This is a genomic window from Arthrobacter sp. TJ-263 (assembly GCF_058269155.1).
Genome location: NZ_JBZCNE010000001.1, coordinates 376,825 through 402,070, shown reverse-complemented (window position 1 = coordinate 402,070; position 25,246 = coordinate 376,825). Strand labels below are relative to the sequence as shown.

Genomic DNA, 25,246 nt, shown 5'->3' with positions numbered 1-25,246 from the left:
CCTCAGGCCTCGACGGAGTGGGTCGCGAGCGCGGGGGAACGCGGTTCAGGGTGTCGGCTACGGGGCGGGTGGAGTGGCATCTGGACGGACGGGGTGACCCTGGACGGCACGCTGTCCGGCAGCAGGACCACCTCGACGGCATCCGTGAACGCCCCGGTCGAGGAGACGTCGACCAGCCCGCTCTCGACGGGCTCCGCCGGCACGAGCGCTGCGTCCTTCGCGGCGGTGGTCGCGGTGAGCGGGCCGTGGGCGACCGGTGCGGTCTGGGCCTGCTGCCCGGCGGTCGGCCGGATCGCGTCGATCTCGGCCGTGGGGTGCGACGCGGCGGGCTCCGCCGCGACGGAGTCCACCGGCGCGGCACCGGCCAGACGGTATCGACGACGGTAGATGCGGATCCCGACGAAACGGATGAGCACGGTGACGACCACGACGGTCCACAACACGAGGCTCAACTGCGCGACGAAGTCGAGCAGGCCCTCGAACATCGCACCGTCCCGGCCGAAAGTCCCGGGTGCGGCCACGCCTATGCTGGCGACACTTGTCATCGGTCTTCCTCCCCTGCTGCGAGCATGTGCATCCTTGCAGCGCTCGGGCCCGGCGCGCCGGTCCTGCCGGCGAAGGGAGCGACGGTTCCCGGCGGCTGGCGGGTGGGGAGCGCGAACGGCACTCCGCTTTCCGAAACCGCAGGACGACGGCGCAGGTAGGCGGTGTCAGCGCCTCCCGCCGAGTTCGTCCCGGAGTTTTCATTGCGATCGAGGGGGATCATGAAGAGTCTCCTCAGAGTTGGACCTTGGAAAGCTGCTGCACAGCCCGGTGGTACGACCAAGTTACGTATCCCCTTAAGGCCAAACACGAGTAGCCGATACTCGAAAAGGTTTCTGAGAGTACCTATGGGAAATGCCGCGCGCGGGCCGTAGCTGTGACCCCCGGAGGGCGGTGGCAGCGACTCGAGGCGTCGCCGAATTCGAGGGCGGGACGTGGCGTGGCGCGGCGGAGGGGCGCGGCGACTGCCCCCGGCTGCACGGAGGGAGGGCGTTTCCGAGGCATGGGCCGACCCACCCGAGACGTGGCTCGCGGACGTCCGAAGGGACCCCCGCCCGAGGATCGGGTGGGGCCCGCCGACCCTCGGGCGTGACACCGGCCGGGCCGGTCAGGACACATCCGACGGGGGTCGCCCGGGCGCGACGGCGGGCGGGAGGGGCGCCGCGGACCGTGCCGGGATACGGGCGCGGGACGTCACCGCCCGGCCGGAGACCGCCGCTCGCGGGAGGCCGCCGCTCGCGGGGTGCGCAGCGAGGACGTTGCTGGTCCCGGTACGGCTAGGCGAGGGTGACGAGCTCCAGGTAGTCGTCGTTCCAGAGGTCCTCGACGCCGTCCGGCAGCAGGACGACCCGCTCGGGGTCGAGCGCGTCGACGGCGCCCTCGTCGTGGCTGACCATGACCACGGCACCGCTGTAGTTCTTGAGGGCCCCGAGGATCTCGGCGCGGCTTGCGGGGTCGAGGTTGTTCGTCGGTTCGTCCAGGAGGAGCACGTTCGCCGAGGACGCCACGATCGTCGCCAGGGCGAGGCGGGTCTTCTCGCCGCCCGAGAGCACGCCCGCGGGCTTGTCGACGTCGTCCCCGGAGAACAGGAAGGACCCGAGGATGCCGCGCACCTCGGCGTCCTGCATGTCCGGGGCCGAGGACTTCATGTTCTCGAGCACGGTGCGCTGCGTATCCAGCGTCTCGTGCTCCTGCGCGTAGTACCCGACCTTGAGCCCGTGGCCCGCGATGACCTTGCCCGTGTCCGGGGTGTCGACGCCGGCGAGCATCCGCAGGAGAGTCGTCTTCCCCGCACCGTTGAGCCCGAGGATCACCACCTTGGAGCCACGGTCGATCGCGAGGTCCACGTCCGTGAAGATCTCGAGCGAACCGTAGGACTTGCTCAAACCCTCCGCCGTCATCGGCGTCTTGCCGCAGGGGGACGGGTCGGGGAAGCGCAGCGCGGCCACGCGGTCCGAGGTGCGGACCGCGTCGAGGTTGCCGAGCAGCCGTTCGGCGCGTTTGGCCATGTTCTGGGCGGCGACGGCCTTCGAGGCCTTCGCCCGCATCTTGTTGGCCTGGTCCATAAGGACGTGCGCCTTCTTCTCGGCGTTGGCGCGCTCGCGCTTCCGGGCGCGCTCGTCGGTCTCCCGCTGCAGCTGGTAGCGCTTCCAGCCCATGTTGTAGATGTCGATGGTCGCCCGGTTGGCGTCCAGCTGGAACACCTTGTTCACGGTCGCCTCGAGCAGTTCGACATCGTGGCTGATGACGATCAGGCCGCCCTGGTGGTTCTTCAGGAACTCCCGGAGCCAGGCGATGGAGTCGGCGTCGAGGTGGTTGGTGGGCTCGTCGAGGAGCATGGTCTCGGCACCTGAGAAGAGGATGCGGGCGAGCTCGACGCGCCGGCGCTGGCCGCCGGAGAGCGTCTTGAGGGGCTGGTTGAGGATCCGCTCGGGCAGTGACAGGTTCGACGAGATGGACGCCGCCTCGGCCTCCGCTGCGTACCCGCCACCCGCGAGGAAGGCGGACTCGATGCGGTCGTAGCGCGCCATCGCCTTGTTGCGCACCGACGTCTTGTCGCTGGCCATGTCCTCGTGCGCCTGGCGCAGCTCACCGACGACCTCGTCGAGGTTGCGGGCCGAGAGGATGCGGTCGCGCGCGAGCTGCTCCATGTTCGGCGTCCTCGGGTCCTGGGGCAGGTAGCCGATCTCGCCGGAACGGGTCACCGTGCCGCCGGCGGGGAGTGCTTCGCCCGCCAGGACCTTCGTGAGGGTCGTCTTGCCGGCGCCGTTGCGCCCGACGAAGCCGATCTTGTCGCCCTTGTCCACGCGGAAGGAGACATCGTCCATGAGCAGGCGGGCACCCGCCCGCAGCTCCAGCTTGGATACGCTAATCACGGTGAGGCCTTTCAATGGTGCCGGAGACGGCGTTTGTTGTAGGAATCCCACAAGGGATCCCCTGATGACCGGCGCTAGTCTCGGTACAGAAGCAGTGACGGCTGGAGGAAGTCGACAAATCACCGGATCAGCCGGTGCGACTCCGGTCCGCTGAAGGAGCGTGTGCCATGCAGCCAGCCGAGAAGACCGCCGCCGAGCCGGTCCGGAGCAGTCCATCACCCGGACGACGGTCCGGGCGACGGTGGGATGCCACCGATCTCTCGCTGGTCGCGGTCTTCGCCGCCCTCATTGCCGCCCTCGCAATCCTACCCGGTATCCCGGTGGGGCCGCTCGGGGTTCCCATCACGCTCCAGACCCTCGGCGTCATGCTCGCAGGGATCGTCCTCGGGCCGGCACGTGGAACGGCCGCCGTCCTGCTCTACCTGGTGGCCGGGCTGATCGGCCTGCCGGTCTTCAGCGGGTTCAGCGGAGGCTTCGGCGTCCTGGCCGGCCCGTCCGCGGGGTACCTCGTGGCCTTCCCCCTCGCGGCTCTCGTCGCGGGTCTCCTCGCCGTCGTCGTCCTGCGCCGGCAGCGGTTCCGGGCACCCCTCCTCTTCCTGGCGTGCCTCGCCGCGAGCCTGGTGACCATCCACCCGCTCGGTATCGCGGGACTCGTGGTCAACGCGGGGCTGCCCCTGCGGGATGCCGTGATCGTCGACGCCGCCTACCTGCCGGGCGATGTGCTCAAGAACATCCTGGCCGCGGTCATCGCCGTGTCGGTGCACCGCGCCTTCCCCCGGCTCCTCGCCGGGCGCGCACCCCGTGATTGAGTTCGCGGGGGCGCAGGTGCGCGTGGACGGCGGACGGACCATTCTCGAGGCGAGCCTGACGCTGCGCGAGCGGCGGGTCTCGGTAATCGGCGCCAACGGATCCGGCAAGTCGACCCTGCTGCGGCTCATCAACGGCCTGCTCGTCCCGTCGAGCGGTTCGGTCGGCGTCCTCGGCCGGGACACCCGGACGGAGGGCCGCGCGGTCCGCCGGACCGTCGGCTTCGTCTTCACCGATCCCCTCTCGCAGCTCGTCATGCCCACGGGCCGCGAGGACGTGGAGCTGTCCCTGCGTGCCCGGAAGCTCCCCTCGGCCGAGCGCCGCCGGCAGGCCGAGGACGTCCTGCGGCGCTTCGGCGTGGACCACCTCGCCGACCGCAGCATCTACGACCTCTCCGGCGGCGAACGGCAGATCCTGGCGCTCGCCGTCGTGCTCGCCGTGGAGCCGCGGATCCTCGTGGCCGACGAACCGACCACGCTCCTGGACCTGCGCAACGACGCCCTCGTCCGGGACATCATCGCCGGGCTGGAGCAGCAGGTCGTCTTCACCACCCACAACCTCGACTTCGCCCTGGAGGCCGAGAGGACCCTCGTCGTCGACGGCGGTGCCGTCGTCTTCGACGGCGTGCCTGCCGAGGCCGTGGCGTACTACCGCTCCCTGGTCGGACGGCCGGTGCGCGGCGCGTGAGGGGTTTCGGCAGCACGATCGGCCTCTACGAGCCCGGCCGTGGCTTCCTGTACCGCACGCCGCTCCCCGTCAAGGCCGCGGCGTCCCTCGGCTGTGCGGGCATCGTCCTGGCCTGGCGTTCGCCGTTCGTCACCGCCGTCGCGCTGGTCCTGACCGTCGGCGCCCTGGTGGTCGGGGCACGCCTGTCCCCCGTGCGGATCCTGAGGATGCTCCTGCCGGCGGCGCCGGTCCTCGTCGTCCTCGCGCTCTACCAGGGGTGGCTGCAGGGGTGGACCGCCGCGTTCGGCGTGGTGGGCGGGATCGTCGCCTGCCTCCTCGCGGCGCGGGCCCTGACCCTCACGACGCCCACGCAGGACATCCTCGACGGCGCGGCCCGGCTGGCCCGCCCCTTCCGCGTCGTCGGCGCGCAGCCGGAGCGCTTCGCCCTCGCGCTGTCCGTCATGCTGCGCAGCATCCCCTACCTGGCCGGGCTGTTCGTCGATGTCCGCGAGGCGGCGAAGGCGCGCGGCCTCGAACGCAACCCGCGGGTCGCGGTGACTCCCCTCGTGATCGGCGCGGTCGCGTACGCGCACAGGACGGGCGAGGCGCTCGCGGCACGGGGCCTCGGGGACCACGACGCCGGAGACGACGACAATGGAGACGACGACGACCCGGCCGCCGAGGATCCCGCGCCCGCGCCGGGAATGTAGTCTCCACCGGACGGCGGCCGCTGCCTCGGTGGGAGGCGGGTCAGGACCTGCCTCCGCGGTGCACGACCCCGCGCACCAGGGCGAAGCACCCCGACGGACGACGGGAGGGCGGTCCCAGCCAATGCTGGAACCGCCCTCCCGTGCTGCCGTCGAACCGCTCAGATATTGAAGCCGAGGGCCCGCATCTGGTCGCGGCCGTCCTCGGTGATCTTCTCGGGACCCCATGGCGGCATCCACACCCAGTTCAGGCGCCACTCGTCCACGACGCCGTCGAGCGCCTGGCCGACCTGCTCCTCGAGCACGTCGGTCAGCGGGCAGGCCGCCGTGGTGAGCGTCATGTCGATCAGGAGGGCGCCGTCCTCCGCGTACTTCAGGCCGTACAGGAGACCGAGGTCGACGATGTTCACGCCGAGCTCCGGGTCGATCACGTCCCGCAGCGCTTCCTCGATGTCATCCAGCGCGGTCTGCGCCTGCTGCACATCACTCATCGAACTCTTCCTCTCGGGCTGGTGTTCTGCGGTCGGCGCGCAGGACGCGCCGGGTCATGCTGTGGTCCTAGGCCTCGACCTGGGCCGTGAATCGATCGTAGCCCTCGTCCTCGAGGCGGTCCGCGAGTTCCGGCCCGCCCTGTTCGGCGATCCGGCCGGCGACGAACACGTGCACAAAGTCCGGCTTGATGTAGCGCAGGATCCGCGTGTAGTGGGTGATGAGCAGCGTACCCATCTCCCCCTTGGCGTGCTCGCGGTTGACGCCCTCGGAGACGACCTTCAGGGCGTCGACGTCGAGGCCGGAATCGGTCTCGTCGAGGATCGCGAACTTGGGGCGGAAGAGTTCGAGCTGGAGGATCTCCACGCGCTTCTTCTCGCCACCGGAGAAGCCCTCGTTGACGTTGCGCTGGGCGAAGTCCGCGTCGATGCGCAGCTGCGCCATGGCGGTCTTGACGTCCTTGGTCCAGTGGCGCAGGCTCGGTGCTTCGCCGTCGAGGGCCGTCTTGGCGGTCCGCAGGAAGTTCGTCATCGTGACACCGGGCACCTCGACCGGGTACTGCATGGCGAGGAACAGCCCGGCCCGGGCCCGCTCGTCGACGCTCATCGACAGGACGTCCTCACCGTCGAGGGTGATCGTGCCGCTGTCGACCTTGTAGCGGGGGTGGCCGGCGATGGTCGACGCGAGGGTCGACTTGCCGGAGCCGTTGGGGCCCATGATCGCGTGGGTCTCACCGGTGTTGATGGTCAGCGTGACGCCGTTGAGGATCGGGACGTTGCCCTGCTCGGTGTCGATGCTGACGTGCAGGTCCTTGATTTCAAGTGTGGACATCGTGTTCTTTCTCCTTCGCCTGGCTGTCCAGGAGGTGTGCAGGAAGTAGGTGGGAGGTGCGGCGGCCGCTAGCCGAACTGGGGTGCGGCTGCTCCGTTGGTGACCGTCGTGACGTCGACGTAGACGTCGCCGTCATGGATCTCCAGCGCGAAGACCGGGACGGGCTCGTACGCCGGGAGTTGCAGCGGGGCACCGCTGCGGAGGTCGAACTGGGAGCCGTGGCCCCAGCACTCGATGGCGCACCCCTCGACGTCGCCCTCGGACAGCGAGATGTCCGCGTGCGAGCAGGTGTCGCCCAGGGCGTGGATCTCGCCGTCGGAGTCGCGGACGATGACGACGGGGTAGTCGTCGATGAGGACGCGCAGCGCCTGCTTGACCTGGATGTCGTCGACGCTGCAGATCAGTTCACCGCGGGGTGCCTCGGCCATCAGAGGTTGCCTGCAGCGAGTTCGCGTTCGACCGACTCGGAAAGCCGCTCCTCGAGCGCGGGGACCTTGATCTGCTGGATGACCTCGGTGAGGAAGCCGCGCACCACGAGGCGGCGGGCGGCCTTCTCGGGGATGCCGCGCGCCATCAGGTAGAAGAGGTGCTCGTCGTCGAACCGGCCCGTGGCACTGGCGTGGCCGGCACCCTCGATGAGGCCCGTCTCGATCTCGAGGTTGGGGACCGAGTCCGAGCGCGCGCCGTCCGTGAGGATCAGGTTGCGGTTGGTCTCGTAGGTGTCCGTGCCCTCGGCCGCCTTGCGGATGAGGACGTCCCCGACCCAGACGGTGTGCGCGTCCTGGCCCTGCAGGGCGCCCTTGTAGGTCACGCGGGACTTGCAGTTCGGGACGGCGTGGTCCACCAGGAGCCGCTGCTCGAGGTGCTGGCCGGCGTCGGCGAAGTACAGGCCGTACATCTCGACCTCGGCGCCGGGCGCGGTGAAGATCGACGACGGCGTGAGGCGCACGAGGTCGCCGCCGAGGCTGACGACGACGTGCTTGTAGCGTGCGTCGCGTCCCACCTTCGCCTGCTGCGAGGACACGTGCACGGCGTCGTCGTCCCATTCCTGGACGCTGACGACCGTGAGTTCCGCGCCGTCGCCCACCATGATCTCGACGTTCTGGGCGAGCGTCACCGACCCGGTGTGGTCCAGGACCACGACGGCCTTGGAGAAGGCCTCGGCACGGATGAGGACGTGCTGCGCGGCGGCGGCGGGCGAGGTCCCGGTCACGCCGACCATCACCTCGCCGTCGGCCACCGTCTCCCGGGGGATGGTGATGACCGTGGCTTCGGTGAAGGAGTTCCAGGCGGCGGCCGAGACGCGGTCCTCCGGCGTGGCGGTCGAGCCGAGGCGGGCGTCATCGCGGGACACCGTCTCCACGGTGACGTTGCCGGCACCGGTGACGGCGACGGCCGGGGCCGCGCCGGTCAGGGCGTCCGTGTGGAGGCCCCGCAGACGCTGGAGCGGTGTGAACCGCCAGTCCTCCTCGAGGCCCGTCAGGGCGGGGAAGTCGGCGAGGTCGAAGGACCGGCGGCGCTCGCCGCGGGATGCCTCCGGGATCACGGGCGCGTTACCGTGGCTGTGCTTCTTGAAGCCGAGCTGCTCGACCCCGTCGTCGCCCCCGGGCAGGCTCTCGCCCTCCTCGGTGAAGCCGTCGATGACGGCGCGGGTGTCCACAGTGCCGGAGGGAGCACCTATGCGTGCCTTGTCGGCAGACCGTCCGAGTTCGGTCCGCTCTCCCTCGGACGTGGTGTCGGGTGAAATCTGGGTGGTGTCAGCCATTCCTAGCCCACGGCCCCTTCCATCTGCAGTTCGATCAGCCGGTTCAGTTCGAGCGCGTACTCCATGGGCAGTTCCCGGGCGATCGGCTCGATGAAGCCGCGCACGATCATGGCCATGGCCTCGTCCTCGGGGAGCCCGCGGGACATGAGGTAGAACAGCTGCTCCTCGCTGACGCGCGACACGGTGGCCTCATGGCCCATGGTGACGTCGTCCTCGCGGATGTCCACGTACGGGTAGGTGTCCGAGCGCGAGATGGTGTCGACGAGCAGCGCGTCACAGCGGACCGTGTTGGCCGAGTGCTTGGCGCCCTCGCGGACCTGGACGAGCCCCCGGTAGGCGGCACGACCACCGCCGCGGGCCACGGACTTCGAGATGATCGAGGACTTGGTGTTGGGCGCGATGTGGACCATCTTCGACCCGGTGTCCTGGTGCTGTCCCTCGCCGGCGAAGGCGATGGAGAGGGTCTCCCCCTTGGCGTGCTCTCCGACGAGGTACACGGCGGGGTACTTCATGGTGACCTTGGAACCGATGTTGCCGTCGATCCACTCCATGGTGGCGCCCTCGTGGGCGATGGCGCGCTTGGTCACCAGGTTGTACACGTTGTTCGACCAGTTCTGGATGGTGGTGTAGCGGACGCGGGCGCCCTTCTTGACCACGATCTCGACGACGGCCGAGTGCAGGGAGTCGGAGGTGTAGATCGGGGCGGTGCAGCCCTCGATGTAGTGCACGTAGGAGTCCTCGTCCGCGATGATCAGCGTCCGCTCGAACTGGCCCATGTTCTCCGTGTTGATGCGGAAGTAGGCCTGCAGGGGGATCTCCACGTGGACGCCCTTGGGCACGTACACGAACGAACCGCCCGACCAGACGGCCGTGTTCAGCGACGCGAACTTGTTGTCCCCCACGGGGATGATCGTGCCGAAGTACTCCCTGAAGATCTCGGGGTGCTCCCGCAGCGCGGTGTCGGTGTCGAGGAACAGGACGCCCTGGCGCTCGAGGTCCTCGCGCAGCTGGTGGTAGACCACCTCGGACTCGTACTGGGCGGCGACACCGGAGACCAGGCGCGCACGCTCGGCTTCGGGGATGCCGAGCTTCTCGTACGTGTTGCGGATGTCCTCGGGGAGGTCCTCCCACGTGTTCGCCTGCTTCTCGGTGGAACGCACGAAGTACTTGATGTTGTCGAAGTCGATGCCGGAGAGGTCCGCGCCCCAGGCGGGCATGGGCTTGCGGTCGAAGTACTTGAGGCCCTTGAGGCGGAGATCGAGCATCCATTGTGGCTCGTTCTTCTTCGCGGAGATGTCACGGACGACTTCCTCGCTGAGGCCGCGGCGCGCGTTGTCGCTCGCCTCGTTCTTGTCCGCCCAGCCGTACTGGTAGGTCCCGATGCCCTCGAGCTCCGGGTTCTTCTCGAGGATGTCGCTGATCACCGACTCCGGCACTGCCGATGCAGCTGGCTTGCGGTCTACTTGATCCGTCATCACGGCCTTCCTTGCTGATGGATGGATAACGTTGCTGGGTTGCTGGGCTGGGCGGTCCCCGGATCCGCCTCCGCGGGTCCGGGGGCGTCCGGGCCGACCGGCACGGCCGGGGCCGCCGTCGTGCGTCCCAGGGGAATGTGGGTGGTGCAGACGTGCCCGCCGCCGGCCAGGGTGGAGAGCCGCCGGACGTCGACGCCGAGCAGGCGGGCGAAGACGCCGGTCTCCTGGTCGCAGAACGCCGGGAAGGCCGAGGCCAGTCCCTGGATGGGGCAGTGCCCCTGGCAGAGCTGCACGCTGAGCATCACGGGGCGGGTCGCCGCCGGGACGGTCCGCGGTGCGCCCGCCGGCGGCAGGCCCACCGTCTTGGTGGACCCGACGAAGCCGTCGGTGGTCAGGGCGCCGGCGAGGGCGTGGGCCCGCGCGGCGAGGTCGGGGCCCGCGGCCTCGACGATCGGCCGGTAGCGCTCCTCCATGCCGGCGAACCGCGTGCGGGCGAACTCCTCGATGGCTTCCGGGCCCGCCGCCTCCCCGAGCTGCGCCAGTGCAGCGACGGCGATGTCGAGGTAGTCGTTGCCCATCTTGGCCTGGCCGCGCCGGCTGAGGACATAGCGCCGGGCCGGGCGTCCCGCGCCCGTGGTCGATCCACGCACGCGCTTGACCTCGATGAGGCCGTCGGAGGAGAGGGCGTCGAGGTGGCGCCGCATGGCGGCGGGCGTGAACCCGAGGCGGTCGCCGAGCTCGGCCGCGCTGACAGGGCCGCGTTCGAGGACGGCCGACAGGACCCGGTCGCGCGTACGCTCGTCGGTGTCCGGCGAGACGATCTGGGCGGTGCGCGCCGACGTGGGGACGTCAGGAGGGACGGCCGCCGGAACGGCGGCGCGGGGCGATGCGGTCACGGTCCATTCCCTCCGTCGGCGACAAAATACACAACACAAGCATGACCTAATGTATTCCGCCCCACCACTTAGGCGAGGCTACCCATCGGGCCCGCCGTCCCGCCTACTACCTGCCGTAGAATAATCGGGTGCCGACATCTTCCCCCGCCCTCGAGATCGATGGTCTCGTCAAGGACTTCGGCCCGGTCGGGGCCCTCGACGGCCGGATGGTCCGCGTGCTCGACGGCGTGAGTCTGCGGGCCGAGCACGGCGCCGTGACCGTCCTGCTGGGAGCCAACGGCGCCGGCAAGACGACGACCCTCGAATGCGCGCAGGGCCTGCAGCGCGCCGACGGCGGCCGGGTCAGCCTGCTCGGCGCCGATCCCTCCCGGGCCACGCCGCACCTGCGGGCGCGCGTCGGGGTGATGCTGCAGGACGGCGGACTCCCGCCGTCGGTGCGCCCGCTGGCCCTCCTGCGCCACGTCGCGTCCATGTACGCCGATCCCCTGCCCGTCGACGCCCTGGCGGAGCGCCTGGGCCTCGACGAGTTCGGGGCCGTCTCCATCCGGCGCCTCTCCGGCGGGCAGAAGCAGCGCCTCGCCCTCGCCTGCGCCCTCGTGGGACGCCCCGAAGTGGTCTTCCTCGACGAACCGAGCGCCGGCCTCGACCCGCAGTCCCGCACCATCGTGTTCGATCTCATCAGGGAACTCCGTGCCGACGGCCTGGCCGTCATCCTCACCACACACCTGCTCGACGACGCGCAGAGACTCGCCGACTACGTCTACATCCTCGAGGGCGGCCGCACCGTCGCCGAGGGCACGGTCGCCGAGCTCACGGCCGACGCCGACGGCGCGCGCGAGTTGCGCTTCGAGACCGTGCCCGGGCTGTCGTTCCCGCCCGATCTCCTCCCCCATCTGCTCCAGCGTGAGACGGAGCCGGGACAGTACGTCCTCCGCGGACCGCTCACGGCCGACGACGTCGCCCGCCTGGCGGGGTGGTGGGTCGCCTGCGGCGTGATGCCCACGGGCATCTCCATGGCACCGCGCTCGCTCGAGGACGTCTTCCTCGACATCTCCGGACGGAGCATCCGATGACCCTCTCCGCACCGGTCCCCGCCGGCACCCCGGCGGCCCGCGGGGCCGCGGCCCCGCTGCCCACCCGGGTCCTGCGCCATGGCGCGTACGAGGCCCTGGCGATGCTCCGCAACGGGGAGCAGCTGGTCCTCGCGATCGTGCTGCCGCTCCTGGCGCTCGCGGCGCTGGTCATCACGCCGCTGCTGGACGCCTACGGGGCGGACCGGATCGACGTCGCCGCTCCGGGCGTCCTCGCCCTCTGCACGATGTCCACGGCCTTCACGGGCCAGGGCATCGCCACGGGATTCGACCGCCGCTACGGCGTCCTGCGCTTCCTGTCCACGACGCCGCTCGGCCGGTCGGGGCTGATCCTCGGCAAGGCCGTCGCGGTCGCCGTCGTCCTCGCCGTGCAGCTCGTCGTGATCGGCGGTGCCGCAGCCCTGATGGGCTGGACGCCGGAGCCGGCGGGGATCCTGCCCGCGGCCCTGCTGCTGCTCCTCGGTTCGGCAGCCTTCACCGCGCTCGGGCTCCTCGTCGCCGGAACGCTCCGCCCCGAGGCGACGCTCGCGGTCACCAACCTCGTGTGGATCCTGCTCGCGGCGGCGGGCGGCGTGATCATCCCGGCGGCCAGCCTGCCCGACGCTGCCGAACCGTTCATCTCGGTGCTCCCCTCCGCCGCCCTGGGCGACGGCCTCCGGAGCGCCCTGGTGGACGGCGTGTTCGATCCCATCGCGTGCCTCGTGCTCCTGGCCTGGGCCGCCCTCGCTAGCCTGGCGGCCATCCGCTGGTTCAAATGGAGCTGACAGCATGACTCTCCCCGCGCTCTCCCGCCTCACGGGCGCCCTCCCACGCACCACCACCCCTGTGGTGCGACGGCTGGCCGTCGCCTCCCTCGTCTCGCAGATCGCGATCGTCGTGACCGGCGGGGCCGTACGCCTCACCGCGTCCGGACTCGGCTGCCCGGAGTGGCCGCGCTGCACGGCCGACTCGATCGTCACCACGCCGGAGATGGGCTTCCACGGCGTCATCGAGTTCGGCAACAGGCTCCTGACCTTCGTGCTCGTCGTCATCGCCGTGGCCATGATCGTCTCCGTGCTCGGCATGCGGCGGCAGCGCAAGGACCTGTTCCGCCTGTCGATCGGCCTCTTCCTCGGCATCCCCGCGCAGGCGGTCATCGGCGGCATCACGGTGTGGACGGACCTGAACCCCTGGGTGGTGGGCCTCCACTTCGTGGTCTCCATGATCCTCGTGGCCGTCGCGACGGTGCTCGTCAACCGTGCGCGGATCGACACCGAGCAGTATCGGACCGGGCGCCCGCCCGCCGCGCCGCCGCTGCTGCGCCAGCTGCTCCTGACCTCGACCGTGCTGACGTCGATCACGATCCTGCTCGGCGTCGTCGTGACGGGATCCGGCCCGCACGCCGGCGACCACGGTGCCGCCCGCAACGGCCTCGACTCCGACCTGATGACGCGCCTGCACGCCCTCCCGGTGTACCTGCTGGTCGCCACGGTGGCCCTCGCCGTCGTCGTCGCCTACCGGGCCGGCGTCCACGCGAAGCTGCGCAGGGCGGTGGTGCTGCTCGCCGCGGTGGTGCTGGTGCAGGGCGCCATCGGGTACGTCCAGCACTTCCTGCACCTGCCCATCGCCCTCGTGGCGCTGCACATGCTCGGCGCGTCGCTGCTCATGTCCGCGGCCGTCCACGCGCAGTACACCGGGACCACGACCCGGACCCTGCCGGGCACGGCGGCCGCGACCAAGGTGCCGCAGGCCGTCTCCTAGCGGAAGCGCCGCACCCCACGTCCGGGTCAGTCGTCGTCGAACTCCGCCTCGAGGACGTCGAGGAGCCGTCCCAGTTCGCGCAGCTCGGAGCCCGGGCTCGGCAGCAGGGGCGGGCGGGGATCCCCCGCGGCGATGCCGCAGGCGCGGGCCAGGAGGTGCAGGCCGCTGATCCTGCGCAGTCCCGCGACGTGGTCCACGAGGGGTGCGAGGACGCGCCGGACACGCTCGGTCTCCGCCCGGTCACCGGCGACGACGGCCGCCCGGAGGCGGGCGTAGTAGTTCGGCAGCAGCGCCGCCGGCCCGCTGTGCCAGGCATCGGCCGACACCTCGCCGGTCATCATCAGGAGGTCCCCGCTCACGCCGTGGCTGAACGGTGCCGTGACGAGCCGGGACAGTGCGGAGTGCCGGGCATTGAAGGTCCCGGCGTCCGCGGCGGTGTCCTTGAACGCGACGACGTCCGGCAGCGACGACAGCTCGGCGACCACCTGCAGCGAGTAGTCGAACTGCGTGGTGCCCGGGTTGTTGTAGAGGCAGATCGGCAGATCCGTCGCGTCGTCCACCGCGCGGACCTGCGCCAGGACCTCGTCGTCGGTGAGCGGTACGTAGGAGACCGGTGAGAGCACCAGGCCGGCCGCTCCGGCGGCCTGCGCGTCCGTCGCGGCCTCGAGCACCTCGCGCGTGCCGACCGAGCTGATGCCCACGGCCACGGGGAGCCTGCCGTCCACGGTCTCGATGGCGGTGCGCGCCACCCGGGCCCGTTCGCCGCGGTCGAGGTAGGCGAAGCTCCCGGAGGAGCCGAGCACTGTGAGGGCGTCGACGCTGGAGGAGGAGAGTCCGTCGACGAGGATGCGGAGGTCCGTGTAGGAGACGGAGCCGTCCGGCAGGAACGGGGTGAGGGGGTAGGCGATCAGGCCTGTGAAGTCCATGGGTGCAAGCCTAGGGCCGGCAGTGCCGATCCGTGCCGGCACCCCCGGGATCCGGTCCCCGTGACCGGCACCCGGGAGTCGGCGGTGCCGCCTCAGGCGAGGACTGCCGGGCCGACGAAGGGGTCGATGGCGAGGGCGAGGAAGAGGACCGTGAGGTAACTGATCGAGCCGTGGAAGACCTTCATCGCGGCCTTCGGGTGCAGCTCTCCGCGGTGGGCGAGCGAGTGCAGCCGGTGGGCTTCCCGGATGAACCAGGCGCCGCCCGCCACCGCGGCGACCGTGTAGACCCAGCCTGCGCCGGCCGGGACCAGCAGGAGCGAACAGGCCGCCATGGCCCAGGCGTACAGGACCACCTGGACGGAGACCGCGCGGGCCCCGGCGATCGCCCCGAGCATCGGCACGTTGGCGGCGTTGTAGTCGTCGCTGTACTTCATGGACAGGGGCCAGTAGTGCGGGGGCGTCCACAAAAAGATGATGAGGAACAGCACGACGGCGGGCCACTCGACGGCGTTGGTGACCGCGGCCCAGGCGATGAGGACGGGCATGCAGCCCGCTGCTCCGCCCCAGACGATGTTCTGCGACGTGCGCCGCTTGAGGACGAGCGTGTAGACCACCACGTAGAGGAAGATCGCCGCGACGCCCAGCATGCCGGCGAGCGGGTTGGCCCCGAACCAGAGCACGGCGATCGCGACGACGCCGAGGATCCAGGAGAAGACGAGCGCCTCCCGCGGCGTGACCTCACCGGTGACCAGGGGTCGGTTCTCCGTGCGGTGCATCAGCTTGTCGATGTCGCGGTCGATGTAGCAGTTGAACGCCCCGGCGCTCCCTGCCGCGAGGGCGCCGCCGATCATGGTCGCCAGGATCAGGCCGACCGGCGGGAACCCGCCCTGCGCGAAGATCATGGTGGGAAGGGTGGTCACCAGGAGAAGTTCGATCACGCGAGGCTTCGTCAGCGCCAGATAGGCCTTCGCTTTGCGACCGAAACCCTGACGGGCCTGCGGGGAACGTGCCGGAGCAGGAGCCTGCTGGGTGTTCACAAGGCAACACTTTCGTTTTTCCGGGGTAAAAGACAAGGTCCATCATACCCTTTTACGCCCTGTAGAAATCGGCGGCGGGATCCCGTCCATCAGGCCCTCCGCGCCACCGCGGATCGTGCTGGACGACTTTGTTCGACACCCACGTCCCGTGACGGGCCGGACGGGATAGTGTGGGTTGGAAAGCCCGCTGCGGAAGTGTGCCCGGAACAAGCGGTCCCGGCGCAGTGCTGTCCCGACGGGCTCGACAATCGCAGCATTCAATGGTGAACGGCCAGCCCGACGGCGTGCCTGAAGGCACGTCCCCGTCGCCGGCCGTTCCGGACTGAGAGGGGCCCGGAAACGTGCCGCAGACGCAAGAGCAGGAACTGACCTGGACCGAACTCGACCAGAAAGCGGTCGACACGGTCCGCATCCTGGCGGCGGACGCCGTCGAGAAGGTGGGCAACGGACACCCGGGAACGGCCATGAGCCTCGCGCCGGCGGCCTACCTCCTGTTCCAGAAGCTCATGCGGCACGATCCCTCGGACCCCGAGTGGACGGGACGCGACCGTTTCGTCCTCTCCCCCGGCCACACCTCGCTCACCCTCTACATCCAGCTCTTCCTGTCGGGCTACGGCCTCGAGCTCGATGACCTGAAGGCCCTGCGCACGTGGGGCTCCCTCACCCCGGGCCACCCCGAGTACCGCCACACCAAGGGCGTGGAGATCACCACCGGTCCGCTCGGCCAGGGTCTTGCGACGTCCGTCGGCTTCGCCTACGGCCAGCGCCGCCAGCGCGGCATGTTCGACGCCGACGCCCCCGCGGGCACCAGCCCCTTCGACCACACCATCTGGGTCATCGCCTCCGACGGCGACCTGCAGGAGGGCGTGACGTCCGAGGCGTCCTCGCTCGCCGGCCACCAGCAGCTCGGCAACCTCGTGGTGCTCTACGACGAGAACCACATCTCCATCGAGGACGACACCGACATCTCCTTCACCGAGGACGTCCTGAAGCGCTACGAGGCCTACGGCTGGCACACGCAGCGCGTGGACTGGACGAAGACCGGCGCCTACGTGGAGGACGTCGCGGAGCTGTACTCCGCGCTCGTCGCGGCGAAGAACGAGACCTCCCGGCCGAGCATCGTGTCGCTGCGGACCATCATCGGGTACCCGGCGCCGAACAAGCAGAACACCGGCAAGATCCACGGCTCGGCCCTCGGCAAGGACGAGGTCGCAGCCCTCAAGGAGGCCCTCGGCTTCGACCCGGAGAAGCACTTCGACGTCGACCCCGAGGTCCTCGAGCACGCCCGCGGCGTCGTCCGTCGCGGCTCCGAGGCGCACAGCGCCTGGCAGGAGGGCTTCGACGCCTGGACGGCCGCGCACCCCGAGGAGACGGCTCTGCTCGAGCGCATCCAGGCCCGCACGCTCCCCGAGGGCTGGGAGGCGTCCCTGCCGACGTTCGAGGCGGGCAAGGACATGTCCACCCGTGCCGCGTCCGGCAAGGTCCTCACCGCGATCGGCCCCGCGCTCCCCGAACTGTGGGGCGGCAGCGCCGACCTCGCGGAGTCGAACAACACCACGATCGAGGGATCGCCGTCGTTCATCCCCGAGAGTCGCCAGACCAAGTCCTGGTCCGGCAACCAGTACGGCCGCGTGCTGCACTTCGGCATCCGCGAGCACGCCGCCGCGGCGATCGTCAACGGCATCGTGATGCACAGCAGCACCCGCGCCTTCTCCGGCACCTTCCTCATCTTCAGCGACTACCAGCGTCCCGCCGTACGCCTCGGCGCCCTCATGGGCGTCCCGGCGATCTACGTCTGGACCCACGACTCCATCGGCCTGGGCGAGGACGGCCCCACGCACCAGCCCGTCGAGCAGCTCTCCTCGCTGCGCGCCATCCCCGGGCTCGACGTCGTCCGGCCGGGCGACGCGAACGAGGTCGCCGTCGCCTGGCGCACCATCCTGGAGAACACGGAGAACCCGGCAGGGCTCGTCCTGACACGCCAGAACATCCCCACCTACGAGCGGGGCGAGGGCGCCGCCGAGGGCGGGACGTTCGGCTCGGCCGAGGGTGTCGCGAAGGGCGGCTACGTGCTCGCCGAAGCGACGAACGGCTCCCCCGACGTCATCCTCATCGGTACGGGCTCCGAGGTCCAGCTCGCCGTGGAGGCCCGCACGGCCCTCGAGGCGCAGGGCATCGCGGCACGCGTCGTCTCCATGCCGTGCCTCGAATGGTTCAACGCGCAGGACGCCGGCTACCGCGAGAGCGTCCTGCCCCGCACCGTCCGGGCCCGCGTGTCCGTCGAGGCGGGCGTCGCGCAGAGCTGGCACGGGATCGTCGGCGACGCCGGCCGCATCGTGTCCCTCGAGCACTACGGTGCCTCGGCCGACTACAAGACCCTCTACCGCGAGTTCGGCATCACCGCCGACGCCGTCGTGGCGGCGGCGAAGGACTCCCTGGAGGCTGTCGCCGCCGATCCCCTGGCGCCCAACGGCTCCCCGGCCCTGCCGTCGGGCCACCGCGCCACCGAGACCGGCGACCAGCAGTAACCACCCCACCCGTTCCAACCGTCCAGCACACATCTTCCGCGGCAGCGGACAAGGAGCACACACCATGACTACCCCCACAGCTGATCTCTCGGCCGCCGGCGTCTCCATCTGGCTCGACGACCTCTCCCGGGAGCGCATCAACTCGGGCGCCTTCAAGCACCTCATCGAGGACCGCAACGTCGTCGGCGTCACCACCAACCCGAGCATCTTCGCGGCCGCCCTCAAGAAGGGCGAGTCCTACGCCTCCCAGGTGGGCGCCCTCGCCGAAGCCGGAGCCGACGTCGACCAGGCCGTCTTCGACATCACCACCCACGACGTCGCCCAGGCCTGCGACATCTTCGCCGCGGAGGCCAAGCGCACCAACGGTGCCGACGGTCGCGTGTCCATCGAGGTGGACCCGCGGCTCTCCCGCGACACCGCGGGCACCGTGGCCGAGGCGAAGCGGCTCCACGCCAAGGTGCAGCGCACCAACGTCCTGATCAAGATCCCGGCGACCGTCGAGGGCCTGGAGGCGATCTCCTCGACCCTGGCCGCCGGCATCAGCGTCAACGTCACCCTGATCTTCTCCCTCGAGCGCTACCGCGCCGTCATCAACGCCTTCATGGTCGGCCTCGAGCAGGCCCGGGAGAACGGCTACGATCTCTCGAAGATCACCTCGGTCGCGTCCTTCTTCGTCTCGCGGGTGGACGCCGAGATCGACGCCCGCCTCGAGGCGATCGGCACGGACGAGGCGACGGCGCTCAAGGGCAAGGCCGGCCTCGCCAACGCCCGGCTCGCCTACCAGATCTTCCAGGAGCAGTTCTCCTCGGAGCGCTGGCAGGTCCTGGAGGCCGCAGGGGCGAACGCGCAGCGCCCCCTCTGGGCCTCGACGGGGGTCAAGGACCCGAACCTCCCGGACACGCTCTACGTCACCGGCCTCGTCGCACCTCACGTGGTCAACACGATGCCCGAGAAGACCCTCGAGGCCACGGCGGACCACGGTGTCATCGAGGGCGACACGGTCACCGGCACCTACGACGAGTCCAACGAGACCCTGAACCGGCTCGACGCGATCGGCATCTCCTACGACGAGGTCGTCGAGCAGCTCGAGACCGAGGGCCTCGACAAGTTCGTGGCCAGCTGGACCGAGCTCCTCGAGACCGTGCAGGCCGCCCTCGACGCAGCGGAGGGCTGATCCCCATGGGCTCCTTCGCTCTCACCGCCACCGGTGCCGCACTCGCAGCCGTGGAGACCGCCGTCCCGGCCCTCGTGAAGGACCGCTTCGCCTCCCGCCTGATGGCGAAGGACGCGACGCTGTGGGGCACCGACGCCGAGTCCGAGGCGTCGGTCCGCCTCGGGTGGATCGACCTGTTCGAAGGCTCGCGCGCCCTCCTGCCGGAGATCACGGCGCTCCGCGCCGACCTCGCGGCCGAGGGCGTCGACCGGATCGTGCTGTGCGGCATGGGCGGATCCTCGCTCGCGCCGGAGGTCATCACGAAGGAAGCGGGCGTCCCGCTCGTGGTCCTGGACGCCACCGACCCCGATCAGGTGCGTGCAGCCCTCGAGGAGGACCTGCAGCGCACGGCGATCGTCGTGTCCTCGAAGTCCGGCTCCACGGTCGAGACCGACTCGCAGCGCCGGGTGTTCGAGCAGGCGTTCACGGACGCCGGCATCGACGCGGCCTCGCGGATCGTCATCGTCACCGATCCGGGGTCGCCCCTGGACGAGGCCTCGAGGAAGGCCGGCTACCGGAAGGTCTTCACCGCCGACCCGGAGGTCGGCGGCCGCTACTCGGCCCTCACCGCGTTCGGCCTGGTGCCGTCCGGCCTGGCGGGTGCCGACATCGAGACGCTGCTCACCGACGCGGAGGACAGCGCGGAGTTCCTGGGCGACGACGTCGAGGACAACGTGGGTCTGCAGCTCGGCGCCGTCCTGGGCGGGACCCTCCCCCTGCGGGACAAGATCGTCTTCGCGGATGCCGGCTCGGGGCTGCCAGGTTTCGCCGACTGGGCCGAACAGCTCATCGCCGAATCGACCGGGAAGCTCGGCACCGGCCTGCTCCCCGTCGTCGCCGCCGGCGACGCCCCGGAACTGGCGGACGTCGCGGACGACATCCTCCCCGTGGTCCTCGCCCCCATCGACGAGGCCCCCGGCGACGAGCTCGCCGAGGGCACGCGCGTCACCGTCAGCGGCGCCCTCGGAAGCCAGATGTTCGTCTGGGAGTACGCGGTCGCCGTCGCCGGCCGTCTGCTGGGCATCAACCCGTTCGACCAGCCCGACGTCGAGGCCGCCAAGACGGCCGCGCGCGGCCTGCTGGACGCCCAGCCGGAGCCGGCCCCGGCCGCCTTCGTCGACGGGGCGGTCGAGGTCCGGGGGGACGCCGAGCTCCTCGGCTCCTCGACAACGGTCGCCGAGGCGCTCCGGGCGCTGCTCGCCACCCTGCCCGGGAACGGTTACCTCTCCGTGCAGGCCTACCTGGACCGTCACGGCCAGGCGGACCTCGAAGGCGTCCGCGCCCCGCTGGCCGCCGTCACGGGCAGGCCGGTCACCTTCGGCTGGGGCCCGCGCTTCCTGCACTCGACGGGCCAGTACCACAAGGGCGGTTCGCCGATCGGCGTGTACCTGCAGCTGACCGGCGTGGCCGGCGCCGACCTCGCGATCCCCGAGCGCCCCTTCACGTTCGGGGAGCTCATCACGGCGCAGGCCGCCGGGGACGCCCAGGTGCTCGCGGACCACGGCCGCCCCGTGCTCCGCCTCCATCTGACGGACCGCACGGCGGGTGTCGCACAGCTCCGGGACGCCATTTCCACCCTCACCGGATCCGGCGAGGGTCACCACGAGAACGGGTGAGCATGCCTGACAGCACCACGGCGAGAGCCGCCAACCCCCTGCGGGATCCGCGCGACCGGCGGCTGAGCCGGATCGCCGGTCCCTCGTCCCTCGTCCTGTTCGGGGTGACGGGGGACCTCGCCCGCAAGAAGCTGATGCCCGCCATCTACGACCTCGCCAACCGGGGGCTCCTGCCGCCGAGCTTCGGCCTGGTGGGCTTCGGCCGCCGCGAATGGTCCAACGACGAGTTCGTGGAGCAGGTGCGGGAGTCCGTGACGCAGTACGCCCGGACACCGTTCAACGAGACGGTGTGGGAGCAGCTCTCCGCGGGCATCCGCTTCGTCCAGGGCAACTTCGACGACGACGAGGCGTTCAAGAACCTCCGGGAGACCATCGAGGAGCTGGAACAGAGCCGGGGGACGCGCGGCAACCACGCCTTCTACCTGTCCATCCCCCCGAACGCGTTCGAGACGGTGTGCCAGAAGCTCTCGGAGCACGGTCTGGCGCAGCCCGACGACGGACAGTGGCGCCGCGTGGTCATCGAGAAGCCCTTCGGCCACGACCTCGAGTCCGCCCGCGAGCTGAACGCCATCGTCGAGGAGGTGTTCCCCCCGGACTCCGTGTTCAGGATCGACCACTACCTCGGCAAGGAGACGGTCCAGAACATCCTCGCGCTGCGCTTCGCGAACCAGCTCTTCGAGCCGCTGTGGAACGCGAACTACGTCGACCACGTGCAGATCACCATGGCCGAGGACATCGGGATCGGCAGCCGGGCCGGGTACTACGACGGCGTCGGGGCGGCCCGCGACGTCATCCAGAACCACCTGCTCCAGCTCCTCGCGCTCACGGCGATGGAGGAGCCGATCTCCTTCGACGCGGACCACCTGCGCGCCGAGAAGGAGAAGGTCCTCGCCGCCGTCGTCCTGCCCTCGGATCTCACCGGACGGTCGGCCCGCGGCCAGTACGAGGCCGGCTGGCAGGGCGGGGAGCGTGTGAACGGGTTCCTCGAGGAGGACGGCATCCCCGCCGACTCGACCACCGAGAGCTTCGCCGCGCTGCGCCTGGACATCCACACACGCCGCTGGGCCGGGGTGCCGTTCTACCTGCGGGCCGGCAAGCGGCTCGGCCGCAGGGTCACGGAGATCGCCGTCGTGTTCAAGCGGGCACCGAACCTGCTGTTCCAGGACCACCACGACGAGGACTTCGGGCAGAACGCCGTCGTCATCCGCGTACAGCCGGACGAGGGCGTGACCATCCGCTTCGGTTCGAAGGTCCCGGGCACGCAGACCGAGGTCCGCGACGTCACCATGGACTTCGGCTACGGCCACTCGTTCACGGAGTCGAGCCCCGAGGCCTACGAGCGCCTCATCCTCGACGTCCTGCTCGGCGAGCCTCCGCTCTTCCCGCGCCAGCAGGAGGTGGAGCTGTCCTGGAAGATCCTCGACCCGTTCGAGCAGTACTGGGCCTCGCTCGACGCGCAGCCCGAGGCCTACGTGCCGGGCAGCTGGGGACCCGCATCCGCCGACGAGCTGCTCGCAGCCGATGGACGAACCTGGAGAAGGCCATGATCGTGGAACTGCCCGACACCACCACCTCGAAGGTGTCGAAGGAACTGATGGCCCTGCGGGACAGCGGGGGCGTCGTCGCGCTCGGGCGCGTGCTGACGCTGGTGGTCATCACCCGCTCCGGCTACGAGGAGGAGGCGATCGACGCCGCCAACCAGGCGAGCCGGGAGCATCCCTGCCGCATCATCGTCCTCGCCGGGGAGTCCCCCGACGAGCCGACGCGCCTCGACGCCCAGATCAGGGTCGGCGGCGACGCCGGGGCGTCGGAGGTCGTCGTCCTGCGCGGCTACGGCGAGCTCTCCGAGGAGAACGAGTCGCTCGTCTCAGCCCTCCTCCTGCCCGACGCGCCGATCGTCGCCTGGTGGCCCCACGGGGTGCCCGACGCCGCGTCGCAGACCTCGATCGGCAGCATCGCGCACCGCCGGATCACCGACTCGGCCAACGAGAAGGACCCGACGGCGGCGCTGTTCAACATCAGCAGCACCTATGCGGCGGGCGACACGGACCTCGCCTGGACCCGCCTGACCAACTGGCGCATCCAACTCGCTGCCGTCCTGGACCAGCTGCAGGGCCACCAGCCCGTCACCGCGGTCACCGTCGAGGGAGCGTGCGACTCCCCCAGCACCGTGCTGCTGGCGGCCTGGCTCACGAAGGCCCTCGACGCCCCCGTCACCATCGTCGCCGGACCCACGGGCACCGGCCTCCAGCGCGTGCGCCTGACACGGAGCGGCGGCGACATCGAACTGCACCGCCCCGGCCACGACGTCGCGGAGCTGTACCAGCCGCATCAGCCCGTCCAGCGCATCTCCCTGCCGCGCCGCGGACTGCGGGACTGCCTGGCCGAGGAGCTGCGGCGCCTCGACCCCGACGAGGTGTTCGGCGAAGTCATCACCGAGGGCCTTGCCCGGACCAACCTGAGGAGTGTACGAACGAGTGAGCGCTGAACCGAAAGTCAGTATCCATCCCACCCAGGGCTCCCTGGCTGCGGCCGTCGCCGCCCGGCTGATCACGCGCCTCGTGGACGTGCAGAGCGAGCGGGGCACAGCGACGGTGGTGCTCACCGGCGGCTCGATCGGCACCGCTGCCCTCGAGGCCGTCGCGGAGTCGCCGGCGCACACCGCGGTGGACTGGGCCAACGTGCACTTCTGGTGGGGGGATGAGCGCTTCCTCCGGGCCGAGGACCCCGAGCGCAACGCCGTCCAGGCGCGCACGGCCCTGCTGGACCGCATCGCCGTCGACCCCGTGAAGATCCACGAGTTCGGCACGAAGGACGAGTTCCCCGACGAGGACGGCGCCGCCGTCGACTACGCCGAGCAGCTGGCAGCGGCTGCCCAGGCGGAACGCGCCGCGGACGAGGACCTCGTGCAGCCCGATCCCCGCCTGCCCCGCTTCGACGTGCTCCTGCTGGGCGTCGGTCCGGATGCGCACGTGGCGTCCCTCTTCCCCGAGCTCGCCGGGATCCGCACGCGCGGCGCGACGACGGTGGGTGTCGCCGATGCGCCGAAGCCGCCGCCGCAGCGCGTCTCGCTGACCCTCGAGGCGATCAACACGGCGCAGGAGGTGTGGCTGTCGGTCAGCGGCAGCGACAAGGCCGGCGCTGTGGGCCTGGCATTGGCCGGGGCCGGACACGTGCAGGTTCCCGCCGCCGGAGCGCGGGGCCTGAAGAAGACCCTGTGGCTGATCGACCAGGACGCCGCCCAGAAACTGCCCGGTCGCCTCATCGACCACGACGACGACGAGACGTCCGACTGAGACGACGGGACCGAAGGATCGCCCCGACGACGAAGCCCCCGCTTCCAGCTGGAAGCGGGGGCTTCGTCGTCGAACGGGGAGTGCGGGAGTCCCTAGGACTCGCCGGCGAACCGCTGGATGAGGCCGAGGGCGACGATGACGACGCCCCATGCCAGCCCGAGCGCCACGGTGAAGCGGTTGAGGTTCCGCTCGGCCACTCCGGAGGATCCCATGCTCGAGGTCATACCGCCGCCGAACATGTCCGACATGCCACCGCCGCGCCCCTTGTGGAGCAGGATCAGCAGGGTCAGCAGGAGGCTGGTGATCCCGAGCAGGACGAGCAGGATGATACGAAGGATTTCCACGGGGCCCTTTCAAGGCTCGGTAGCCGCTCGATGGAGCGGCCGGCGCACGGAACTTAGTCTGTCACCAGATGCTGTTCGAACCTGACAATACTAGCAAACTCGGATACGTCGAGGCTCGCACCGCCCACCAGGACGCCGTCCACGTCGCGCTCCCGCAGGATGCTCGCCACGTTGGCCGACTTCACGGATCCGCCGTACAGGAGGCGGGTCTTCGCGGCGGTCTCGGGGTCGAACAGCGAGCCGAGTTCGGCGCGGAGGGCCGCGCACATCTCCTGCGCGTCCTCGGGACCGGCCACCTCTCCCGTGCCGATCGCCCAGACGGGCTCGTACGCGACGACGAGGCTTGCCGCCTGCTCGGCGGACAGTCCCGCGACGCCCTGGCGGAGCTGCTCGACGGTGTGCTCCACGTGCGTCCCGGCCTGGCGGACCTCGAGTCCCTCGCCGACGCACAGCACCGGGACCAGCCCGTGGCGGTAGGCCGCGTGCACCTTGCGGTTGAGCAGCTCGTCCGACTCGGAGTGGATGGTCCGGCGCTCGGAATGGCCGACGAGCACGTAGGTGCAGTCGAGCTTGCCGAGGAACTGCCCCGAGATGTCACCGGTGTAGGCACCGGAGTCCTCCGGCGAGAGGTCCTGCCCGCCGTACACGACGTCGAGGGTGTCACCCTTCACCAGGGTCTGGACGCCACGCAGGTCGGTGAACGGCGGGAAGACCGACACCTCGACGCGCGAGAAGTCGTGGCCGGCGTCCGTCAGGGTCCAGGCCAGCTTCTGCAGGAAGGTGATGCCCTGCATGTGGTCGAGGTTCATCTTCCAGTTGCCCGCGATGAGCGGGCGGCGGTCGAAGACGCCGTTGGTCGAGGTGGTCATCGTGGTACTCCATCTGTTCGTTCCATGGCAGC

General features: G+C 70.4%; 24 protein-coding genes. 12 read left to right on the top strand and 12 right to left on the bottom strand.

Annotated elements, in window-relative coordinates:
* Window positions 1-2: 2 nt before the first annotated feature.
* The gene (locus AC4D2F_RS01855) at window positions 3-545 is read right to left on the bottom strand and encodes a hypothetical protein (protein WP_490909280.1); all 543 of its coding nucleotides are present in this window, start codon (window positions 543-545) and stop codon (window positions 3-5) included.
* A 774-nt stretch (window positions 546-1,319) separates the two neighbouring features.
* Entirely contained in the window at window positions 1,320-2,918 is a 1,599-nt protein-coding gene (locus AC4D2F_RS01850) for an ABC-F family ATP-binding cassette domain-containing protein (RefSeq protein WP_104164855.1), read from the bottom strand.
* Window positions 2,919-3,085: 167 nt separating this feature from the next.
* On the opposite strand from AC4D2F_RS01850, the gene AC4D2F_RS01845 reads away from it, so the two are divergent.
* Genes AC4D2F_RS01845 through AC4D2F_RS01835 form a run of 3 tightly spaced genes read left to right on the top strand, consistent with a single transcriptional unit; the run spans window position 3,086 to window position 5,101 of the window.
* Entirely contained in the window at window positions 3,086-3,727 is a 642-nt protein-coding gene (locus AC4D2F_RS01845; RefSeq protein ID WP_490909279.1) for a biotin transporter BioY, read from the top strand.
* Window positions 3,720-4,412, top strand: coding sequence for an energy-coupling factor ABC transporter ATP-binding protein (locus AC4D2F_RS01840; protein WP_490909278.1), 693 nt, complete (start codon window positions 3,720-3,722; stop codon window positions 4,410-4,412). The genes AC4D2F_RS01845 and AC4D2F_RS01840 overlap by 8 nt, the downstream gene beginning before the upstream one ends.
* Complete coding sequence (locus AC4D2F_RS01835; protein ID WP_490909277.1) at window positions 4,409-5,101, top strand: energy-coupling factor transporter transmembrane component T family protein; 693 nt, start codon at window positions 4,409-4,411, stop codon at window positions 5,099-5,101. Before AC4D2F_RS01840 ends, AC4D2F_RS01835 begins: the two co-directional genes overlap by 4 nt.
* A 158-nt stretch (window positions 5,102-5,259) precedes the next feature.
* Here AC4D2F_RS01835 and AC4D2F_RS01830 read toward each other — a convergent pair whose 3' ends face one another.
* From AC4D2F_RS01830 to AC4D2F_RS01805, 6 genes are all read right to left on the bottom strand, one after another.
* A complete protein-coding gene (locus AC4D2F_RS01830; RefSeq protein WP_104120512.1) occupies window positions 5,260-5,589 on the bottom strand; it encodes a metal-sulfur cluster assembly factor in 330 nt (109 codons plus the stop codon).
* 67 nt (window positions 5,590-5,656) lie between these two features.
* Window positions 5,657-6,418 carry a Fe-S cluster assembly ATPase SufC gene (sufC, locus tag AC4D2F_RS01825; RefSeq protein WP_104164847.1) on the bottom strand — a complete coding sequence of 254 codons (762 nt, stop codon included), beginning with the start codon at window positions 6,416-6,418 and terminating at the stop codon, window positions 5,657-5,659.
* A gap of 68 nt (window positions 6,419-6,486) precedes the next feature.
* A complete protein-coding gene (locus tag AC4D2F_RS01820) occupies window positions 6,487-6,846 on the bottom strand; it encodes a non-heme iron oxygenase ferredoxin subunit (RefSeq protein WP_104164845.1) in 360 nt (119 codons plus the stop codon).
* Entirely contained in the window at window positions 6,846-8,183 is a 1,338-nt protein-coding gene (gene sufD / locus AC4D2F_RS01815; RefSeq protein WP_490909276.1) for a Fe-S cluster assembly protein SufD, read from the bottom strand. Before sufD ends, AC4D2F_RS01820 begins: the two co-directional genes overlap by 1 nt.
* Window positions 8,184-8,185: 2 nt before the next feature.
* Complete coding sequence (gene sufB, locus AC4D2F_RS01810; RefSeq protein ID WP_104164841.1) at window positions 8,186-9,658, bottom strand: Fe-S cluster assembly protein SufB; 1,473 nt, start codon at window positions 9,656-9,658, stop codon at window positions 8,186-8,188.
* Complete coding sequence (locus AC4D2F_RS01805; RefSeq protein WP_490909275.1) at window positions 9,658-10,554, bottom strand: helix-turn-helix transcriptional regulator; 897 nt, start codon at window positions 10,552-10,554, stop codon at window positions 9,658-9,660. Before AC4D2F_RS01805 ends, sufB begins: the two co-directional genes overlap by 1 nt.
* A 128-nt stretch (window positions 10,555-10,682) precedes the next feature.
* Between AC4D2F_RS01805 and AC4D2F_RS01800 the strand changes: the two genes are divergently transcribed.
* The 3 genes from AC4D2F_RS01800 to AC4D2F_RS01790 are packed head-to-tail and all read left to right on the top strand — an operon-like array spanning window position 10,683 to window position 13,385.
* A complete protein-coding gene (locus AC4D2F_RS01800; protein WP_490909274.1) occupies window positions 10,683-11,627 on the top strand; it encodes an ABC transporter ATP-binding protein in 945 nt (314 codons plus the stop codon).
* Window positions 11,624-12,409, top strand: coding sequence for an ABC transporter permease (locus tag AC4D2F_RS01795; RefSeq protein WP_490909273.1), 786 nt, complete (start codon window positions 11,624-11,626; stop codon window positions 12,407-12,409). The genes AC4D2F_RS01800 and AC4D2F_RS01795 overlap by 4 nt, the downstream gene beginning before the upstream one ends.
* Before the next feature lie 4 nt (window positions 12,410-12,413).
* Window positions 12,414-13,385, top strand: coding sequence for a COX15/CtaA family protein (locus tag AC4D2F_RS01790; RefSeq protein ID WP_490909272.1), 972 nt, complete (start codon window positions 12,414-12,416; stop codon window positions 13,383-13,385).
* Between the two features lie 26 nt (window positions 13,386-13,411).
* On the opposite strand, the gene AC4D2F_RS01785 is transcribed toward AC4D2F_RS01790, so the two are convergent.
* The gene (locus AC4D2F_RS01785) at window positions 13,412-14,311 is read right to left on the bottom strand and encodes a dihydrodipicolinate synthase family protein (protein ID WP_490909271.1); all 900 of its coding nucleotides are present in this window, start codon (window positions 14,309-14,311) and stop codon (window positions 13,412-13,414) included.
* A gap of 92 nt (window positions 14,312-14,403) precedes the next feature.
* Complete coding sequence (locus tag AC4D2F_RS01780) at window positions 14,404-15,348, bottom strand: heme o synthase (protein WP_104164833.1); 945 nt, start codon at window positions 15,346-15,348, stop codon at window positions 14,404-14,406.
* A gap of 341 nt (window positions 15,349-15,689) precedes the next feature.
* Between AC4D2F_RS01780 and tkt the strand changes: the two genes are divergently transcribed.
* The 6 genes from tkt (at window position 15,690) to pgl (ending at window position 24,001) form a co-directional block, all read left to right on the top strand.
* Window positions 15,690-17,876 carry a transketolase gene (gene tkt / locus AC4D2F_RS01775; RefSeq protein WP_490909270.1) on the top strand — a complete coding sequence of 729 codons (2,187 nt, stop codon included), beginning with the start codon at window positions 15,690-15,692 and terminating at the stop codon, window positions 17,874-17,876.
* A 64-nt stretch (window positions 17,877-17,940) separates the two neighbouring features.
* Window positions 17,941-19,050 (top strand): transaldolase, encoded by a 1,110-nt coding sequence (tal, locus tag AC4D2F_RS01770; RefSeq protein WP_490909269.1) that lies wholly within the window; start codon window positions 17,941-17,943, stop codon window positions 19,048-19,050.
* Between the two features lie 5 nt (window positions 19,051-19,055).
* Window positions 19,056-20,705, top strand: a complete 1,650-nt coding sequence (locus AC4D2F_RS01765) for a phosphoglucose isomerase-related protein (protein ID WP_490909268.1) — start codon at window positions 19,056-19,058, stop codon at window positions 20,703-20,705.
* Window positions 20,706-20,707: 2 nt separating this feature from the next.
* Window positions 20,708-22,252 (top strand): glucose-6-phosphate dehydrogenase, encoded by a 1,545-nt coding sequence (gene zwf, locus AC4D2F_RS01760; RefSeq protein WP_490909267.1) that lies wholly within the window; start codon window positions 20,708-20,710, stop codon window positions 22,250-22,252.
* Window positions 22,249-23,193, top strand: a complete 945-nt coding sequence (locus tag AC4D2F_RS01755) for a glucose-6-phosphate dehydrogenase assembly protein OpcA (protein WP_490909266.1) — start codon at window positions 22,249-22,251, stop codon at window positions 23,191-23,193. The genes zwf and AC4D2F_RS01755 overlap by 4 nt, the downstream gene beginning before the upstream one ends.
* On the top strand, window positions 23,183-24,001 hold the full coding sequence (pgl, locus tag AC4D2F_RS01750) for a 6-phosphogluconolactonase (protein WP_104164820.1): 819 nt from the start codon (window positions 23,183-23,185) through the stop codon (window positions 23,999-24,001). Before AC4D2F_RS01755 ends, pgl begins: the two co-directional genes overlap by 11 nt.
* Before the next feature lie 92 nt (window positions 24,002-24,093).
* Here pgl and secG read toward each other — a convergent pair whose 3' ends face one another.
* On the bottom strand, window positions 24,094-24,345 hold the full coding sequence (secG, locus tag AC4D2F_RS01745; protein WP_043445180.1) for a preprotein translocase subunit SecG: 252 nt from the start codon (window positions 24,343-24,345) through the stop codon (window positions 24,094-24,096).
* Window positions 24,346-24,398: 53 nt separating this feature from the next.
* Window positions 24,399-25,214, bottom strand: a complete 816-nt coding sequence (gene tpiA, locus AC4D2F_RS01740; protein WP_104164818.1) for a triose-phosphate isomerase — start codon at window positions 25,212-25,214, stop codon at window positions 24,399-24,401.
* Window positions 25,215-25,246: the final 32 nt, after the last annotated feature.

Coding starts and splice junctions, on each gene's coding strand:
- sufB (WP_104164841.1), bottom strand. CDS start 9,658: ATGACGGATCAAGTAGACCGCAAGCCAGCTGCATCGGCAGTGCCGGAG.
- AC4D2F_RS01855 (WP_490909280.1), bottom strand. CDS start 545: ATGACAAGTGTCGCCAGCATAGGCGTGGCCGCACCCGGGACTTTCGGC.
- zwf (WP_490909267.1), top strand. CDS start 20,708: ATGCCTGACAGCACCACGGCGAGAGCCGCCAACCCCCTGCGGGATCCG.
- sufD (WP_490909276.1), bottom strand. CDS start 8,183: ATGGCTGACACCACCCAGATTTCACCCGACACCACGTCCGAGGGAGAG.
- AC4D2F_RS01795 (WP_490909273.1), top strand. CDS start 11,624: ATGACCCTCTCCGCACCGGTCCCCGCCGGCACCCCGGCGGCCCGCGGG.
- AC4D2F_RS01755 (WP_490909266.1), top strand. CDS start 22,249: ATGATCGTGGAACTGCCCGACACCACCACCTCGAAGGTGTCGAAGGAA.
- tal (WP_490909269.1), top strand. CDS start 17,941: ATGACTACCCCCACAGCTGATCTCTCGGCCGCCGGCGTCTCCATCTGG.
- AC4D2F_RS01830 (WP_104120512.1), bottom strand. CDS start 5,589: ATGAGTGATGTGCAGCAGGCGCAGACCGCGCTGGATGACATCGAGGAA.
- AC4D2F_RS01845 (WP_490909279.1), top strand. CDS start 3,086: ATGCAGCCAGCCGAGAAGACCGCCGCCGAGCCGGTCCGGAGCAGTCCA.
- sufC (WP_104164847.1), bottom strand. CDS start 6,418: ATGTCCACACTTGAAATCAAGGACCTGCACGTCAGCATCGACACCGAG.
- tpiA (WP_104164818.1), bottom strand. CDS start 25,214: ATGACCACCTCGACCAACGGCGTCTTCGACCGCCGCCCGCTCATCGCG.
- AC4D2F_RS01820 (WP_104164845.1), bottom strand. CDS start 6,846: ATGGCCGAGGCACCCCGCGGTGAACTGATCTGCAGCGTCGACGACATC.
- AC4D2F_RS01765 (WP_490909268.1), top strand. CDS start 19,056: ATGGGCTCCTTCGCTCTCACCGCCACCGGTGCCGCACTCGCAGCCGTG.
- AC4D2F_RS01790 (WP_490909272.1), top strand. CDS start 12,414: ATGACTCTCCCCGCGCTCTCCCGCCTCACGGGCGCCCTCCCACGCACC.
- AC4D2F_RS01785 (WP_490909271.1), bottom strand. CDS start 14,311: ATGGACTTCACAGGCCTGATCGCCTACCCCCTCACCCCGTTCCTGCCG.